This is a genomic window from Candidatus Methylomirabilota bacterium (assembly GCA_036001065.1).
Lineage (GTDB): Bacteria > Methylomirabilota > Methylomirabilia > Rokubacteriales > CSP1-6 > MNEF01.
Genome location: DASYUQ010000169.1, coordinates 35,640 through 51,277, shown reverse-complemented (window position 1 = coordinate 51,277; position 15,638 = coordinate 35,640). Strand labels below are relative to the sequence as shown.

16 protein-coding genes are annotated in these 15,638 nt (G+C 69.8%); 14 read left to right on the top strand and 2 right to left on the bottom strand.

Translation table 11 applies throughout. The features are described from left to right. Nucleotides 1-22 precede the first annotated feature (22 nt). From VGV13_16620 to VGV13_16590, 7 genes are all read left to right on the top strand, one after another. Complete coding sequence (locus tag VGV13_16620) at nucleotides 23-439, top strand: PaaI family thioesterase (GenBank protein HEV8642715.1); 417 nt, start codon at nucleotides 23-25, stop codon at nucleotides 437-439. After that, entirely contained in the window at nucleotides 436-1,089 is a 654-nt protein-coding gene (locus VGV13_16615; GenBank protein ID HEV8642714.1) for a cyclase family protein, read from the top strand. Before VGV13_16620 ends, VGV13_16615 begins: the two co-directional genes overlap by 4 nt. A gap of 34 nt (nucleotides 1,090-1,123) precedes the next feature. Beyond that, entirely contained in the window at nucleotides 1,124-2,026 is a 903-nt protein-coding gene (mmsB, locus tag VGV13_16610) for a 3-hydroxyisobutyrate dehydrogenase (GenBank protein HEV8642713.1), read from the top strand. A gap of 137 nt (nucleotides 2,027-2,163) precedes the next feature. Beyond that, nucleotides 2,164-2,481 carry a GYD domain-containing protein gene (locus VGV13_16605; GenBank protein HEV8642712.1) on the top strand — a complete coding sequence of 106 codons (318 nt, stop codon included), beginning with the start codon at nucleotides 2,164-2,166 and terminating at the stop codon, nucleotides 2,479-2,481. Next, on the top strand, nucleotides 2,478-2,948 hold the full coding sequence (locus VGV13_16600; GenBank protein ID HEV8642711.1) for a 4Fe-4S dicluster domain-containing protein: 471 nt from the start codon (nucleotides 2,478-2,480) through the stop codon (nucleotides 2,946-2,948). The genes VGV13_16605 and VGV13_16600 overlap by 4 nt, the downstream gene beginning before the upstream one ends. Then, nucleotides 2,948-4,294, top strand: coding sequence for an FAD-dependent oxidoreductase (locus VGV13_16595; GenBank protein ID HEV8642710.1), 1,347 nt, complete (start codon nucleotides 2,948-2,950; stop codon nucleotides 4,292-4,294). The genes VGV13_16600 and VGV13_16595 overlap by 1 nt, the downstream gene beginning before the upstream one ends. Nucleotides 4,295-4,451: 157 nt before the next feature. Next, nucleotides 4,452-6,383, top strand: coding sequence for an aldehyde ferredoxin oxidoreductase C-terminal domain-containing protein (locus tag VGV13_16590; GenBank protein HEV8642709.1), 1,932 nt, complete (start codon nucleotides 4,452-4,454; stop codon nucleotides 6,381-6,383). Nucleotides 6,384-6,417: 34 nt separating this feature from the next. On the opposite strand, the gene VGV13_16585 is transcribed toward VGV13_16590, so the two are convergent. Next, on the bottom strand, nucleotides 6,418-7,377 hold the full coding sequence (locus VGV13_16585) for a hypothetical protein (GenBank protein HEV8642708.1): 960 nt from the start codon (nucleotides 7,375-7,377) through the stop codon (nucleotides 6,418-6,420). A 160-nt stretch (nucleotides 7,378-7,537) separates the two neighbouring features. On the opposite strand from VGV13_16585, the gene VGV13_16580 reads away from it, so the two are divergent. The 7 genes from VGV13_16580 to mce are packed head-to-tail and all read left to right on the top strand — an operon-like array spanning nucleotide 7,538 to nucleotide 13,512. Further along, nucleotides 7,538-8,422: a 2-hydroxy-3-oxopropionate reductase gene (locus tag VGV13_16580; protein ID HEV8642707.1), complete on the top strand. Its 885-nt coding sequence runs from the start codon at nucleotides 7,538-7,540 to the stop codon at nucleotides 8,420-8,422. Then, nucleotides 8,419-9,450: a GNAT family N-acetyltransferase gene (locus VGV13_16575; protein ID HEV8642706.1), complete on the top strand. Its 1,032-nt coding sequence runs from the start codon at nucleotides 8,419-8,421 to the stop codon at nucleotides 9,448-9,450. Before VGV13_16580 ends, VGV13_16575 begins: the two co-directional genes overlap by 4 nt. Continuing rightward, complete coding sequence (locus VGV13_16570; protein ID HEV8642705.1) at nucleotides 9,447-9,803, top strand: copper resistance CopC family protein; 357 nt, start codon at nucleotides 9,447-9,449, stop codon at nucleotides 9,801-9,803. The genes VGV13_16575 and VGV13_16570 overlap by 4 nt, the downstream gene beginning before the upstream one ends. A 9-nt stretch (nucleotides 9,804-9,812) precedes the next feature. After that, complete coding sequence (locus VGV13_16565) at nucleotides 9,813-11,387, top strand: CopD family protein (GenBank protein ID HEV8642704.1); 1,575 nt, start codon at nucleotides 9,813-9,815, stop codon at nucleotides 11,385-11,387. A gap of 16 nt (nucleotides 11,388-11,403) precedes the next feature. Continuing rightward, nucleotides 11,404-12,516: an aldo/keto reductase gene (locus VGV13_16560; GenBank protein HEV8642703.1), complete on the top strand. Its 1,113-nt coding sequence runs from the start codon at nucleotides 11,404-11,406 to the stop codon at nucleotides 12,514-12,516. A 57-nt stretch (nucleotides 12,517-12,573) separates the two neighbouring features. Beyond that, complete coding sequence (locus VGV13_16555) at nucleotides 12,574-12,699, top strand: hypothetical protein (GenBank protein ID HEV8642702.1); 126 nt, start codon at nucleotides 12,574-12,576, stop codon at nucleotides 12,697-12,699. Nucleotides 12,700-12,750: 51 nt separating this feature from the next. Continuing rightward, complete coding sequence (mce, locus tag VGV13_16550; protein ID HEV8642701.1) at nucleotides 12,751-13,512, top strand: methylmalonyl-CoA epimerase; 762 nt, start codon at nucleotides 12,751-12,753, stop codon at nucleotides 13,510-13,512. A 323-nt stretch (nucleotides 13,513-13,835) separates the two neighbouring features. Here the strand turns inward: mce and VGV13_16545 are convergent, their stop codons facing one another. Then, nucleotides 13,836-15,515, bottom strand: coding sequence for a hypothetical protein (locus VGV13_16545; GenBank protein ID HEV8642700.1), 1,680 nt, complete (start codon nucleotides 15,513-15,515; stop codon nucleotides 13,836-13,838). Nucleotides 15,516-15,638: the final 123 nt, after the last annotated feature.

Here is a 15,638-nt window from a genome sequence, read left to right as displayed (position 1 = left end):
ATTATAGCGGAGGGCGGGGGAGATGCCGCAGCCGAGCACGATCGACCCGAAGACGCTCGAGGAGCGGCAGCGTGGCACGCTATCGGCGCTCCTGGGCGTGCGCTTCGTCGAGGCCAGCCCGGAGCGCGTCGTGGCGGAGTTGAGCATCCGCGACGACTTGAGAACGTTCGGCGGGGCGCTGCACGGGGGCGCGATCATGGCGTTCGCCGACACGGTGGGCGCCACCGCGACGTTCATCAATCTCCCGCCCGGGGCCTCGACCACCACGATCGAGTCGAAGACCAACTTCTTCGCCGCCGGCCGCGAGGGCCGGGTGCGGGCGGAGGCGACGCCGCTGCACCGCGGGCGGCGCACGATGGTCTGGCAGACGCGCATCACCGACGAGTCCGGGCGTCTGCTGGCCATGACCGTCCAGACCCAGATGGTGCTCACCCCGTGATCTGGCACGACCTGGCCCACGACTATCACGCCGCCATGACGACGCAGCCCATGATCGGGCCGCCTTGTATCGAGAACGTCTGGACGATCGGGGAGCGCCCCTTCAACATCCAGCGGCTCGTGCTCGGCACGCACCTCGGCACCCACGTGGACGCCCCCCTCCACTTCATCAAGGGCGGGCGGACCATCGACACCTACGACCTCGGTGAGCTGGGCGGTCCCGGCGTGGTGCTGCCCGTCGACGCGGAGGCGAGCCAGCCGATCGCCGTCCGCCATCTCGAGGCCACGGGCCTGACCGTCGAGCGCGGCGACATCGTGCTGCTGGCGACGGGCTGGGACCGCAAGTTTTCGACGCCGGACTACCACACGCACCCCTATCTCAGCGATGAGGCCGCGGCCTGGCTGGTCGAGCGCGGCGCCCGGATGGTAGGCGTGGACTTCTTCTCCGCGGATTTGCCGGTGCCCCTGCGGCCGCCAGGCTTCGACTGGCCGGTGCACCACCGGCTGCTGGGGGCGGGCGTCCTCATCGCGGAGAACCTGGCGAACCTCACCGGCATCAGGGGGCGACGCCTGACCATCGGCGCCTTCCCGCTCAAAGTCCGCGGCGGCGATGGCGCTCCCGCGCGCATCTTCGCGCTGGAAGAAAGATGATGGCACCACCCTTGATCTGCGAGGGAGCTCACCCATGAAAGTCGGGTTCATCGGAACGGGGACCATGGGACAACCGATGGTGAACAACTTGCTGAAGAAGGGCTTCGCCGTCGTGGCCTACGACGTGGCCCCGGCGGCCCTCGAGGCCGCGCTGAGGCTGGGCGCCGCCCGGGCGGGCTCGGCGGCCGAGGCCGCCAAGGAGGGCGACCTGGTCATCACCATGCTGCCCTCATCGGCCCACGTCGAGAGCGCGTACCTCGGCCCCGGGGGCGTCGTGGAGGGCGCGGCGCGGGGCCGGCTCTGCGTCGACATGTCCACGATCGACCCGGGCACCTCGCGGCGCGTGGCCGGCCGGCTGCGCGAGCGGGGCGTGCGCTTTCTCGATGGGCCGGTGTCCGGCGCGGTGCCGCGCGCCGTCGAGGGCACGCTCACGATCATGGTGGGCGGCGACGCCCGGGATCTGGAGGAGGCGCGGCCCGCCCTGGCGGCCATGGGGACCAACGTCATCCACGTGGGGGACGTGGGCGCGGGGGAGGTCGCCAAGCTCTGCAACAACCTGATCGCCGGCGTGGCGATGGTGGCGGTGAGCGAGGCTTTCCGGATCGCCGAAGGCTTCGGCGTCGATCCGAAGATCCTCACCCAGGTGATCTCGAAGTCCTCCGGCAGCACCTGGGTGATGGAGCACGGCCATCCGGTGCCGGGCATCGTGGAGAAGGCGGCCTCCAGCCGCGACTACGCGCCGGGGTTCATGACGGATCTGATGGCCAAGGATCTAGGGCTCGCCGTCAACGCCGCTCGTGAGCTCCGCATTCCGGTGGCGGTGGCGCCGGCGGCCCAGCAGCTGCTCCGCCTGGCCTCGTCGCACGGCTTCGGGCGCCAGGACTTCTCGTCGGTCTACGCGTTCCTCAAGCCGTCGAGTCGGGAGGTGCCGGTCTAGCCTCGGAGGGGGGCTTCGCCCCCCTTCCGAAGCCTCCCCCCAGGAATTCGATCGCGCGGGCGGAGCCCGCGCTCGAACGGCGCGTCAGTACGCGCGTGCTATACTACGCCGGCGCTTCGGGCGAGAGGAGATCGGCGGTGAGTCTCTACATCATGCTCAGCACGCTCTCGGAATCGGGCCGGCGGGTCCTTCGCGAGCGTCCCGGCTGGATTCGAAAGGTCAACGGCGACGTCAAGCGCATGGGCGCCCGCGTGCTCGCGCAGTACGCGGTGTTGGGTCCCTACGACTTCGTCACCGTCATCGAGGCGCCGGACAACGCCACCATCTCGCGCGTGTCGGTCGAGCTCGGTGCGCGGGGCGGCGTGGCCGGCATGACCATGGCCGCCATCCCCCTCGAGGAGTTCATCAGCCGGCTCGAGCACAACGGGAAGGGCAGGGTGCGGAAGAAGCGATGAGAGTCCTCAAGATCACGCCCGAGAAGTGCACCGGCTGCCTGCGGTGCGAGATCGCCTGCTCGTACACACAGACGGGGACGTTCCAGCCGGCCAAGTCGGTCATCCGCGTCTCCCCCTTCGAGGGCTTCACCTCCTACGCGCCCTACACGTGCCCGCAGTGCGCGGAGGGGTGGTGCATGACCGCGTGCCCGGTGGGGGCCATCACGATCAACGCGGCGGGCGCCAAGGACGTGCTCGACGACACCTGCGTGGGCTGCAAGCTCTGCACCATCGCCTGCCCCTACGGGACGATGTTCTACGATCCCGACACGCGGAAGGCGTTCAAGTGCAACCTGTGCGGCGGCGATCCCGCCTGCGCTCATGCCTGTCCCACCGCCGCCATCACCTACGACGACGTCCCCACCGTCGACTGGCTCGGCGATTTCGCCGCCGAGCGGACGGTGCGCCTGCTGGCGGGGGTCCGGTGATGCCGGCGCGCCATCTGATCATCGGCGGCGGCACGGCGGGCATGAACGCCATGCGCACGATCCGCGAAGAGGAGAAGGAGCGGTCGGAGCTCACCCTCGTCAGCGCCGAGAAGCCGTACTCCCGGATGGTGCTGCCGTACTATCTCGACCGCTCGATCGCCGAGTCGCACGTCTTCACGGCCACGGCGGGCGTGCTGGCCGAGTGGGGGGTGAAGGCCCATCTCGGCCGGCGGGCGGCCAGCCTCGATACCAAGGCCAACGTCTGCGCGCTCGACGACGGGACCACGATCGCGTACGACGACTGCCTGATCGCCACGGGCTCCTCTCCGGTGAAGGCGCCGGTGCCGGGCGCCGACGGCCGGGGGGTCCACTCGTTCTGGACGCTCGACGAGTGCCGCCGGCTCATCGCCGACACCAGGCCGGGAAGCCATGTCGTCATGGTGGGCGCCGGCTTCATCGCCTTCACCATCCTCAACTCGATCCTGGCCTTGGGCGCCACGCTCACCATCGTCGAGATCGCGCCGCGGATCCTGCCGCGCATGATCGACGCCACCGGCGCCGACGTGGTCGAGGCGTGGCTGCGGAACCAGGGAGTCACCATTCGCACCGACGCCCGGCTCGCCCAGATCGAGGACGTCCCCGGCGCCCGCGGCTCCAAGACAATTCGGAAGCGGCTCCGGTTCGCCAAAGGCGCGGACATCGTCGCCGACGTGGTCATCATGGCCACCGGGATCAAGGCGAATCTCGAATGGCTGAAGGGCGCTAGCCTCCGGATCGACCAGGGCATCGTCGTCGACGACCATCTCCGCTCGAGCGTACCCAACGTCTATGCCGCCGGCGACGTCGCCGAGGGGCGCGAGCTGATCTCCGGAGCCAGCGTGGTGCACGCCATCGAGCCGACGGCGCAGGAGCACGGGCGGGTGGTCGGCGCCAATATGGCGGGGCGCGACGTCCCCTACCGCGGGAGCCTCTCCATGAACATCGTCGAGGTCGGCCACCTCGACATCGCGTCGTTCGGCGCCTGGGACGACCCCAAGGCCGAGGCGGTGACGGGGCTCAAGCCGGATCGGTCCGCCTATCGCAAGCTCCTGTGGACGGGCGACCGGCTGACCGGCGCCATCATCGTGGGCCCGTCGAGCGCCATCTGGACGACGAACGACATCGGCATGCTCAAGGGCCTCGTGCATTCCCAGGTCTCGCTCGCGCGCTTCAAGGACTACCTCCGGAAGAACCCGTTCGACATCAAGCCGGCCTACATCGCCTCGAAGGCGACGAGCAAGCTGCTCCCTCAGACCGTGCTGGGGCGTCCGTCCAAGGCGCCCGGCACGACTCCGGTGGCCGTATGAGACATCCTGTGTCCATCTCGAAGTGGTATCGCGTCCCCAGCGTGCTCCTTCGAGCGCCGGCTTTGCCGGCGCAACCATTGGGGTGGCTTGGAGGGGGCCGTGCGGCCTCCTCCAGCTATGGATTCGGAAGGGGGGCAGAGCCCCCCTCCGAGCACGTATGAGCCCTACCACCCTCGCCACGCCCGCGACGAAGACGAAGCGGGCCCCCGCGCGCCCCGGCGCCTACGCCGGCCGCCTCCTCCGCGTCGATCTCACCCGCAAGACGTGCTGGGCCGAGCCCTGGAGCCCGGACGAGATGCGTGAGCTGCTGGGCGGCGTCGGGCTCGGAGCGCTGATCCTGTACCGCGAGACCGCCACGCGCGGCGGCAAGGGCAACGTCGCCTGGGACCATCCCGACAACCGGCTCGTGCTCGCGACCGGTCCGCTGGCGGGCCTGCCGGTGTGGGGGACGGGCGCGCTCACGGTCGTCACCATCGGCGCCCAGACCAACGGCCCCACGTCCACCCAGGCCAACGGGTTCTTTGGGACCAATCTCAAGTACTCCGGGTACGACGCGATCATCGTGCAGGGGCAGTCGAAGGACTGGGTCTACCTCTACATCGACGACGACGTCGTCGAGCTGCGCGAGGCGACGTTCCTGCTGGGCAAGGACACCTGGGAGACGCAGGAGGCGCTCGGCGCCGCCCACGGGCTCTCCGGCCATCAGCTCTCCGTCTATGCCATCGGCCCGGCCGGCGAGAACCTGGTGCGCTTCGCGGCCATCCACGGCGACTATGGCCACGTCGCCTCGAAGAACGGGTGCGGCGCGGTCATGGGTAAGAAGAAGCTCAAGGCGGTGGCCATCGTGAAGGGGACGCGGGCCCTCACGGCCGCCGACTACCGCGGCGTGATCCAGGCCGCCGACGACATCGCCCACGACCTCCGCACCGATCCCTCGGCGAAGTCGCTGTACGAGTACGGCACCCTGCCGGGCGTCGTCAACCTCTCCAAGCTCGGCGTGCTGCCCATCAAGAACTACACGACCAACGTGCCCTACGACGACACGTCGAGCTGGGAGGCCCCCAAGCTGCGGGAGGGCTTCGACCACCGCGGCCACCAGTGCAACGCCTGTGGCATGCACCACTGCCACATGCAGGTGATCCGCGGCGGCGAGCACAAGGGGAAGGTCGTCGACGAGCCGGAGTACGAGGGGTGGTCGGGCTGCGGCTGGCAGATCGGCGCGCGCGACAAGGAAGGGATCTCCTGGCTCAACACCGAGTGCGATCGTGCCTGCGTGGACGTCAACGAGTTCGGCTGGGTCTGCGGCTGGGTGATGGAGTGCCAGGAGAAGGGCTACCTCACCAAGGAGCAGCTCGGCTTCGAGCTCGGCTGGGGCGACATCAAGGGCGCCCGCCGGCTGCTGGGGATGATCTCGCACCGCGAGGGGTTCGGCGACCTGCTGGCCGAGGGCGTGAAGATTGCCGCCGAGCGCCTGGGCGGCCGGGCCAAGGAGTGCGCGATCTACACGCTGCTGGGCGCTTCACCGCGGGGCCACGATCACCGCGGGCGCTGGGACGAGATGCTCGACACCTGCATGGCCGGCACCGGGACCCTGGAAAGCGGCGTCCCCGTCCACGTGGCCGAGCTGGGGCTGCCCACGCGCATCACCCCCTTCGACGGCGAGGCGGTGGCCCGGCAGGTCGCCGGTATCCTCGGGCGTCGCCACTTCGAGGACTCGCTGGGCATCTGCATCTTCACCGCGCGCACGCGCATGGAGAACCTCTGTCGGGCGCTTTCGGCGGCCACGGGCTGGTACTACACCCTGGACGAGGCGATGAGGTTCGGGCGGCGCACCGCCGCGATCCTCCGATCGGTGCGGCTCCGCTGTGGCATCGGCCCGAAGCTCGAGCGGCCGTCGGCCCGCTACGGCTCCACGCCGCACGACGGCCCCGCCAAGGGGCAGGCCGTCAGCGAGCAATGGGAGAAGATGGTCGACACCTGGTACACGCAGGTGGGCTACGACCGCAAGACCGGCAAGCCGCTCCCCCAGACGCTCAAGGAGCTGGGGCTCGACTGGCTCGCGCGAGACCTCTGGGGGCCGAAGAGGTAGCGCCGCCGCGGTGGCCGGTCGGCGCGCGCCGGCTTCAGCCGCGCCGGCCGCGCGTCGCCACGCGGACGATATAGTCGGCGAAGCGGGGGAAGGGGTCGAAGCCGAGCACCGCCGGCGCGTTCGCCACGAAGTTCGACGTGGCGTTGATGTCGTAGAAGTACACCTGCCCATTGGCCTGGCTCACCAGATACTCGATCCCGCCGACGTCGATGGAGGCGGCGCGGGTGAGCCGGCGGACCGCCTCGATCACCTCCGCGGGCGCGTCGAACCGCGTGACGCTGAGCCCGGGCTTCGCATCGGCCGGGCAGGCCGACAGCTCGTCCGGTGGCCGGCCGCCGCCTTCGGGCACCCGGCACAGGTCGGCGGGGCACAGATTGAAGTCGCTCTGGACCTGCCGCACGACGCGGATGGCGTAAAGGTATTCACCGTCCAGCATCTCGACGCGCACGATCGCGCCGTCCGCGGAGTCGATGAACTCCTGGAGGAGGGCGGTGCCGTCGGGGCCGAAATCGAGCCGCTCGATCGCCGCCTCGAGCTCCGCGAGCGCGTCGAAGCGCACGATGCCCGCGCCCGAACCACCGATGTTGGGCTTGAGCAGGAGCGGGAACCGCAGGCGGTCGACGGATTTCAGGATCTGGTCGCGGTGGTTGACCACGATCGTCCGGGGGTAGCGGACGCCGAGGCGCTCGAAGAGGTCGATCTGCAGGGCCTTGGACTTCTCGAAGCGCCACGCCGCGAGGGAATTGATCACGGGAATGCCGAGCCCCTGGTAATGGTTGAGGAGCGCTTCGGCGTAGAAGAGGACGTTGCCGTGCCCCCGCCGGTGCGACGACGGGCTCGTGCGGTTGACGATCACGGAGTAGCGGCGCTCCCGCTGGCGCGGGTCGTGGGCGTGGGTCGAGAGGTCGATCTTCTCGAAGGCCAAGCGACGCTGGGCGAGCTCGGCCAGGAGCCGGTTCGACCACTCTGGGTGCTCGTCGAGTATTCCGATCACGCAAAATCCTATTTTCGACCGGGATTATCAAGAATACTGCTATGGTCGTGCATGCGTGTCAATAGGCCGAATTCGCCTTGACCCACTGCGCAACCGTATGTTATGTGTCGGCGGGCTCACGATCCAAAACTGAGCACACCCAGCCTCCTCCGGGGGTTTCATGGCGCAAGTAATTGGATTCATTGGCCTTGGAATCATGGGCCGCCCCATGGCCAAGAACCTACTCAAGGCGGGTTACCCACTGGTTGTCCACAACCGGAGCCGTGGACCGGTCGACGAGCTGGTTGCGGCCGGGGCCAAGGCCGCTACGGCACCCAGGGATGTGGCGGGCCGGTGTGACGTCCTCGTCACCATGCTTCCCAACTCCCCGGACGTCGAGCTGGTCGCGCTCGGCAAGGACGGGATCATCGAGGGCGCGCGCTCGGGGCTGGTCTTCGTGGACATGTCCACGATCTCGCCTATCGTGTCGCAGAAGGTCGGCAAGGCGCTCGAGGCCAAGGGCGTCAGGATGCTGGATGCCCCCGTCTCCGGGGGCGAGAAGGGCGCGATCGAGGGAGCGCTCTCCATCATGGTGGGCGGCGACAAGGCCGTCTTCGAGGCGGTGCTTCCGATCTTCCAGGCAATGGGCAAGACGATCACGCACCTGGGGCCGCTCGGGTTCGGCGGCTTCACCAAACTGGCCAACCAGATCATCGTCGCCATCAACCTGACCGCGCTCGGGGAGGCGCTGACGCTCGCCAAGAAGGCCGGCCTCGACCGTGAGCTGACGCTCAAGGCGCTCGCGGGCGGACTGGCCGGCTCGAAGTGCCTCGACCAGAAGGCGCCCAACTACATCGCCGGCAGCTACAAGCCGGGCTTCAAGATCGACCTGCACTACAAGGATCTCGGCCTCATCATGGAGGCCGCGCGCGCGCTCGGCGTGCCCCTTCCGGCGACGGCCGTCGTGCAGGAGCTGTTCAACGCGCTGCGCGTCAAGGGACGTGGCGGCCTCGACCACTCCGCCGTGATCACCTTGCTGGAAGACCTCGCGGGCGCTTCCGCGTGAGGGCGACGGTCGATCGCGTCGGGGTCGATTCCCACGGGCGTTCGACCAAGGTCCAGATCCGGCGCGTCCGCAAGGGCGATCTCTCCAAGGTCCGCGACGTCATCGAGCAGACCTTCAGCGATTTCCTCGAGCGCCAGCTGGGAACGCGCCCGCGGCAACCGTTCGGTGGCGCCCAGTACGTCCACCACCGCTGGCTCATGGAGCCCTGGGGCTGCTTCGTCGCCGAGGAGGATCAGTCCAAGATCGTCGGCGCCGGGCTGGGCGTGACGTGGGGCGCCGTCGGCGTGCTCGGGCCCATCGCGGTGCTCACGAACTACCAGAACCAGAAGATCGGCCAGCAGCTCATCCAGGCGGTCGAGGACTTCTTCGAGGAGAACAAGGTCGCCTTGCACGGCTGCGTCACCTATCCGACGAGCCCCAAGCACCTCGCCGTCTATCACAAGTTCGGCTACCGGCCGAAGGGTCTGATGGTGGTGATGAGCCGCGTGCTCGAGCGGCGCGACAGCCGGGGTTCGGCGCCCCGCCCGCCGAAGGCGCCGCTGGCCGCGCGCCGCTTCTCCACGCTGGAGGAGACGAAAAAGAAGGCGGCGCTCGCGCGATTCCACCGGATCACCAACGCCGTTTGCCGGGGCCTGGACCTGGCCAAAGAAGTCGAGATCGTCGATGGCCTCGCGCTGGGGGATACCCTGCTGCTGGAGCGGGGACGCGATCTGGTGGGCTTTGCGATCTATCACACGCCTGGCGTGAGCGAGGCGCCCGCGGGCGCCCTCTACGTCAAGTACCTCGCTCTCGATCCCCAGCAGAAGCGGGTGGAGTACCTCGAGCAGTTCATCGCGGCCCTCGAGGATCTGGGCCACGAGCTGGGCATCCAGCGGGTCATCCTGCCTGTCTACACGACCTACTGGACGGCCTACAGCACCTTGCTCCGGGGGGGGTATCAGGTCGACTTCACGATGGTCCGCATGCAGCGCGGCAAGCAGGAGGGGTACGAGGACCCCACCCACCTGGTGCTCGACGACTGGCGTTGACGTCCCTCTGGCTTGCCCTCATCGTCGGCGCCCTGCTCCTGAGCCGGGGGCCGGCCGCCTCCGCCCACTCGCTCCTGCTCGACTCGTCACCCGCTGCCGGCGCCGTGGTCGCTCGGCCGGGCCGCGTCAGCCTCAGGTTCAACAACCGGATCGAGAAGCGGCTCTCGCGCATCCGTCTGGTCGACCCGCGCGGTGAGGCGCGCGTGCTAGCGACGCTGCCCGGCGGGCCCCCCGAGCGGCTCGAGGCGGTGGCGCCGGCCCTCGGGCCGGGAGCGTACCGCCTGGAGTGGTCCGTGCTCTCCACCGACGGCCACCTGGTGAGCGGCGCCTTCCCCTTCCGGATCAGGCCGTAGCGCGTCACGATGGCAGGCTTCCTGGACGTGCTCCTGCGCGGGTTGCTGCTGACGTTCGTCAGCGTCGCCGTCGGCGGCATCGCCTGGCTCCGCCTGGTCCTCCGGGCGGAGCCCTACGCGAAGCCCGACGTCGCCGCCGCCGCCTCGCTCCGCGCGGTCTCGACGGCGGCGTGGCTCGCGGCGGCCGTGCAGGGCGTGATCCTGCTGCTGCTCCTCGCGGATCTCACCGCCCAGACCGGCGGACTGCCGCTGGGGCCTTATCTAGAAACGACCTTCGCGCGCATCGCGCTGGGGCGCGTCGTCCTCGGCGTGATGCTGGGCGTCGTGGCGGCGAGACTGGCGCGCCGGGCGGCGGGGCGGCGCGCCTGGGCGGCGCTGGCGACGCTGGGCCTGTCCCTCGTCGTCTCGTCCGCCGCGCTGAGCCACGCCGTCGCCCGCGTGAGCGATCGCGCGCTGCTCTTTGCAGTCGACGCCGCCCACCAGCTCGCCGTCGCGGTCTGGGTGGGCGGTCTCGCCCACCTGACGCTCCACGCGGTGCGGGGCCGGGGCGAGGCGGACCCTCGCGACCGCGTGGTGGCGCGCCGCTTCTCGTCGGTGGCGCTCGGCGCCGTCACCGCGCTGACCGCGACGGGGGTCACGCTGACGGTGATCTACGTCGGCGACCTGGCGGCCCTGGTAGGCACCGCGTACGGGGTGATGATCCTCAGCAAGGTGACGCTGCTCGGCGCCGTCCTGGTGCTCGCTTACGCCAACTTCCGCCTGGTGCGCCGGGCCGCCGCCGCGTCGACCGCGCGCCTGGCGCGCCTGGTGGAGGTGGAGCTCGGGCTCGGCGTCACCGTTCTCTTCGTGGCGGCGTCCCTCACCTCGCTGCCGCCGGCGGTGGACGTGGGGGCCGACCGTGCGACCGTCGCCGAGGTCGCGTCGCGGTTCGTGCCCGCGCCGCCGCGCCTGGCCAGTCCTCCGATCGACGAGCTGCTGCGCACCGCCGATCCGCTCATGGCGCCGCCGGGGGAGCGCAAGCCCGTCGAGCGCGCGTGGTCGGAGTACAACCACCACTGGGCGGGACTGTTCGTGCTGGCCATGGGGCTGCTCGCGGTGCTCGAGCGTCTCGGCCTCCGCGGGGGGCGCCACTGGCCGCTCGCGCTGCTGGGGCTGGCGATCTTCCTCTTCATTCGCAACGACCCCCGCGCCTGGCCGCTCGGCCCCGCGGGCTTCTGGGAGAGCATGACGCTGCCGGACGTCCTGCAGCACCGCGCCTTCGTGCTGCTGATCGTCGCCTTCGGCGTCTTCGAGTGGATGGTGCGCACCGGGCGCTTGCGTCCCCGGCCCTGGAGCTACGTCTTTCCACTCCTGTGCGCCGTCGGTGGCGGGCTCCTCCTCACGCACTCCCACGCGATGTTCAGCCTGAAGGACGAATTCCTGACCGAGGTGACGCACGCGCCGCTGGGGATCCTCGGGAGCTTCGCCGGCTGGGGGCGCTGGCTGGAGGTCCGACTGCCCGAGGCCGGCGAGACGCCGGGCTGGATCTGGCGCGCCTGCCTCGTCGGTGTCGGGCTGCTCCTGCTGTTCTATCGCGAGAGCTGAAGGGCATAATGGCGCCATGCTGACCGGTCGCGCGACGGACGCCGGCACCGAGCGATACGCCGCCCGCTGTGCACCGAGCGTCCCCACCGAGCATTTTCGGCGCTGGAGGCCCCTGGGACTGCTCGCGAGCCTCGGCCTCGGCACCTATCTCGGAGCCGACGACGCCGCGACCGACGCCCTCTACCGGCGCGCGATCGTACGGGCGGTGGAGCGCGGCTTCAACGTGATCGACACCGCGGTGAACTACCGCCACCAGCGGAGCGAGCGCGCCGTCGGCGCCGCCCTCGGCGACCTCGTCGGCCGCGGCCCCTTCCAGCGTGGCGAGGTGGTCGTGGCCACCAAGGGCGGCTACATCCCGCTCGACGCCGAGTCCACGCTCGACCCGCGCACGTACTTCACCGAGACCTATCTCCGCCCGGGGATCGTCCGGCCCGACGATGTGGTGGCCGGCGCCCACTGCATGACGCCGCGGTACCTTCAGGAGCAGCTCGATCGCAGCCGCGCGAACCTCGGCCTGGAGACCGTCGACATCTATTACCTGCACAACCCGGAGACCCAGCTCCAGGAGGTCGAGCACGAGAAGTTCCTGACCCGGACGCGCGCCGCCTTCCAGGCCCTCGAGCAGGCCGTCCGGGAGGGGAAGATCGGCTGCTACGGCACGGCGACGTGGAACGGCTACCGCCAGCTGCCCACTGCGCCCGACTATCTGTCGCTCGAGGAGATGGTCACCGCCGCGCGCGACGTCGGCGGCCCCGATCACCACTTCAAGGTGATTCAGCTGCCCTACAACCTCGCCATGCCCGAGGCGTTCACCCGCGCCAACCAGCGCGTAGGGGACCAGACGGTGACGGCCCTGGAGGCGGCGCGCCGCCTCGGCATCTACGTGATGGCCTCGGCGTCGGTGTACCAGGGCCAGCTTGCGCGGAACCTGCCCCCGGTCGTCGCCGAGTACCTGCCGGGCTTCACGACGGACGCGCAGCGCGCGCTCCAGTTCGTACGGTCCACGCCCGGGATCGGCACCGCGCTCATTGGAATGAAGTCGGCGCCCCACGTGGAGGAGAACGCGGTCGTGGCTGCGACGTCACCGATGCCCTGGGAGAAATTCAGGCGCCTGTTCACCCCGGCTTGATTCGAGGCGCGGCCCCGGCACCTTGCAGAGCCGCCGGCCCTCGGGTAGGGTGTGCGGGTGATCACGATCGACCCCGACGTCGTCGGCCAGCTGGCGGCGTGCGTCGAGACCCTCGCGCTTCGCGACTTCCCCTGCGGCGCGGCCGGCCCCGCCGCTGTCCAACCACCGCATCCGCGTCCGTGACGGCCGCGCGCCCCGGGTCGCGGCATTCATCCGCTAAAGGAGGGACCGAACGTGGTGCGACGGATTCATCACGTGGGTATCGTGGTGAAGCGTCTCACGGAGTCCTATAGGTTCTATCGCGACACGCTGGGGCTGCCGCTGCTCAGGAAGGCGGACCTCCCGGATCAGGGCGTGCGCGCGGCGTTGCTGGGCGCCGGCGAGTGCGAGATCGAGCTGCTGGAGCCGCTCGATGACGCGAGCGGCGTGGGGCGCTATCTCGCGCGCCACGGCGAGGGCCTCCACCACCTCTGCTTCGACACCCCCGACGTCGAGGCCGCGCTCGACGGGCTCAAGCACCGCGGCATCGAGCTGATCGACACGGCGCCGCGCCCGGGCCTGGCCGGCCGTATCGCCTTCCTGCACCCGCGGGCGTGCGCCGGGGTGCTGGTGGAGCTGGCCACGCCGGTCGAGGACGGGAGGGACGCTCGCCCCTCACCGTTGCAGCTCAAGCGCCTGGTGATCGGAGCCAGCGAGCCGAAGCGCACCGCCGACGTCTTCCGGTCGCTCTTCGCGCTGCCGGAGGTGGCGATGAACGGCGGGCTCCGCACCATGCTGGGCGTGGGCCAGGGGGCGCTGCTGGTCGTGCCGGCCGACGAGGTGGGCGGGACGGAGGGGTTGGTGGCGCTGTCGTTCGTCGCCGAGGAGTTCGCCGCGCTGACCGAGGCCTGCGACCGGGCCCGCGTGAAGTTCCTCCGGGGGACGGGCGAGGTGACTATCGAGCCGGTGTCCAGTCACGGCGTGCATCTGCACATCAGCCGCTACCGCTTCCCCTAGTGCCGTTCCAACTATTCGCGCCTAGGAAGGCACCGTGTACGTCGTTCGTGGACAGATTTAGTATCAACAAGTTGGAACGGCACTAGGTCATCGGAGGGGGCCTCGACGGCCCCCTCCGAGGCCTCCCCCCCAGCAAGGATTGCGCGGGCGAAGCCCGCGCTCGAACAGTGCTTACTCCGACGCGCCCGTAGCGGACCGGGAAGATCTCGCGGCCTTCGAGCGCCGGCTTCACCGGCGCAACATCCATTGGGGAGGTTCGGAGGGGGCCGCGAGGCCCCCTCTGACCAGGAATTTCGGAAGGGGGGCGAAGCCCCCCTCCGAGGCTATAGCGCGTCAGGCCCGGCGGCGATCCTCTCCAGATCGGCGCGCGGGTAGGAGCCGAGGCTACGGAAGTCCAGCTCGGTGTAGTTCTTGATCCACCTCATGGCGATCTTCACCGCCTTGCGGTAGCGCGCCTGACCCGGCGCGTCGGGCTTCGAGCGCGCCAGGATGTCCTCGACCTCCTGCTGGAGCAGCCGCTTCACCAGGGCGACATCGTGGACGTCGGCCGGTCCCTCGGTCGGGCGCACCCGGTGACGAATACGCTGGGCGATCTGGGCCACGGACATGCGGCCGGTGGCCAGATCTTCCATCAGTGCGGGGTGGACGCCGGGCCTGCCGGCGAGGCTGTCGATGCCCTTGGCGCCGCGGCCGTTGAGCCAGCCCTCCACGTACTCGGTGATCATCCGGCAGTTGCGGCGCGTCCCCTCGACCGTGATCGGTCCCCGGGGGACCTCGATCCGCACAGGGTAGTTTTCGGGATTCGCCATCTCGGGCGTCGGCTTCCAGCCCGACGCGATGAGCTTCTTGAAGGGGTCGGCGGCGGTCTTCATGTGGAAGATGTGCGCCACCCAGCCGCGGATGAAGCCCTGCCGGGCCTCCCACTCCTTGTCGCTTCGGATCGCCTCGGCGGCGACGCGGTTGACTTCCGGATCGGAGCTGGGCAGGGCGGTGGCCATGCCCCCGATGGGCACGGCGGCCCGCTTGAGGCAGATGGCGACCAGGCGTCGGAAGATGTCGGCGAGGAACGGCGTGGTCTTGATGTCCACGCCGAAGCGATCGGGCCACACCGACTGGGGATCGCTCATGACGTACTCGAAGATGCTGGCCTTGAGGTCCCAGCGCGCGGCGTTGAGACCCGCCGCGTAAGGCCCCAGCTCGTACAGCATCTCCTCCATCTCGTACACGCAGGGCAGCGCCTCCACCAGGACGACCGCCCGGATGGTCGCGCTCTTGAGCCAGGGCAGCCGCGGGCGGCTGGCGTCGAAGAGATCCCGATAGAGGCGGGCCTCGGGCGCGAACTCGAGCTTGGGCAGGTAGAAGTAGATGCCCTGACCGCGCTCGGCCTGGGCGCGGCCCGCATGGAAGAGCGTCAGCGCGGTGCCGAGGATGGCGGCGTTCACGGGCGCGCCGTCGATGGCCATCTCGTGCTCCTCCAGGTGGATGCCGCGCTCGCGGTGCATGAAGAAGGGCAGCTCGCCCTCGACGATCTTGTACTCTTTGTTCCTTTCCCGGTCGAAGTAGTTCAGCTCGCGCTGAATGGCCGCGATCCGATTGTGGGCCGCCCGGACGGTGTCGCCGAGGCGATGGCCGCCCGAATCCTCGTCGTCGTCCAGGTCGCCCTCGGCGCGCTCGCCTTCCGGCCCGGGGTTGAGCGCATTGATGAACATGGGCGTGATCGAGCAGGGCCCCGAGATCTCGATGCCGGGCTTGCGGAGATCGTCCGGCACGGGCGGAACTTTCCAGGACCCCGTGGTGGCGGCGCTGGCCGGCGGATGGGCGGGCAGGCGACCCTGCCGGAGGGCCCGGTCGAGCGCTTCCGCCCGCCGGGCCAGGAGCTCGCGGATGCGCGGCGCGAACTGATCGTGGAGGCTGACCAGGTAGTCGAGGAAGGCCGGCGTGAACAGTTCCGCCGCCCCTTCGACCCGCGGCCAACCCGCACGGGTGGTTGCCGAACCGGCCATGAATCGCTCCTTGATCCGGGATAAAGGCTCGACTTCAGCGTAAAAACAAACCTTTTTCGCATGGCGACCGAGTGCTGTCAATGGCAGAATGCGGGCGCCGCGGGCCGCGCGGCGATGAAATGT

Bases quoted from the DNA above. Each gene is read 5' to 3' on its own strand.
- VGV13_16620 (HEV8642715.1), top strand. From the start codon at position 23: ATGCCGCAGCCGAGCACGATCGACCCGAAGACGCTCGAGGAGCGGCAG.
- mmsB (HEV8642713.1), top strand. From the start codon at position 1,124: ATGAAAGTCGGGTTCATCGGAACGGGGACCATGGGACAACCGATGGTG.
- VGV13_16600 (HEV8642711.1), top strand. From the start codon at position 2,478: ATGAGAGTCCTCAAGATCACGCCCGAGAAGTGCACCGGCTGCCTGCGG.
- VGV13_16595 (HEV8642710.1), top strand. From the start codon at position 2,948: ATGCCGGCGCGCCATCTGATCATCGGCGGCGGCACGGCGGGCATGAAC.
- VGV13_16590 (HEV8642709.1), top strand. From the start codon at position 4,452: ATGAGCCCTACCACCCTCGCCACGCCCGCGACGAAGACGAAGCGGGCC.
- VGV13_16580 (HEV8642707.1), top strand. From the start codon at position 7,538: ATGGCGCAAGTAATTGGATTCATTGGCCTTGGAATCATGGGCCGCCCC.
- VGV13_16565 (HEV8642704.1), top strand. From the start codon at position 9,813: ATGGCAGGCTTCCTGGACGTGCTCCTGCGCGGGTTGCTGCTGACGTTC.
- VGV13_16560 (HEV8642703.1), top strand. From the start codon at position 11,404: ATGCTGACCGGTCGCGCGACGGACGCCGGCACCGAGCGATACGCCGCC.
- VGV13_16545 (HEV8642700.1), bottom strand. From the start codon at position 15,515: ATGGCCGGTTCGGCAACCACCCGTGCGGGTTGGCCGCGGGTCGAAGGG.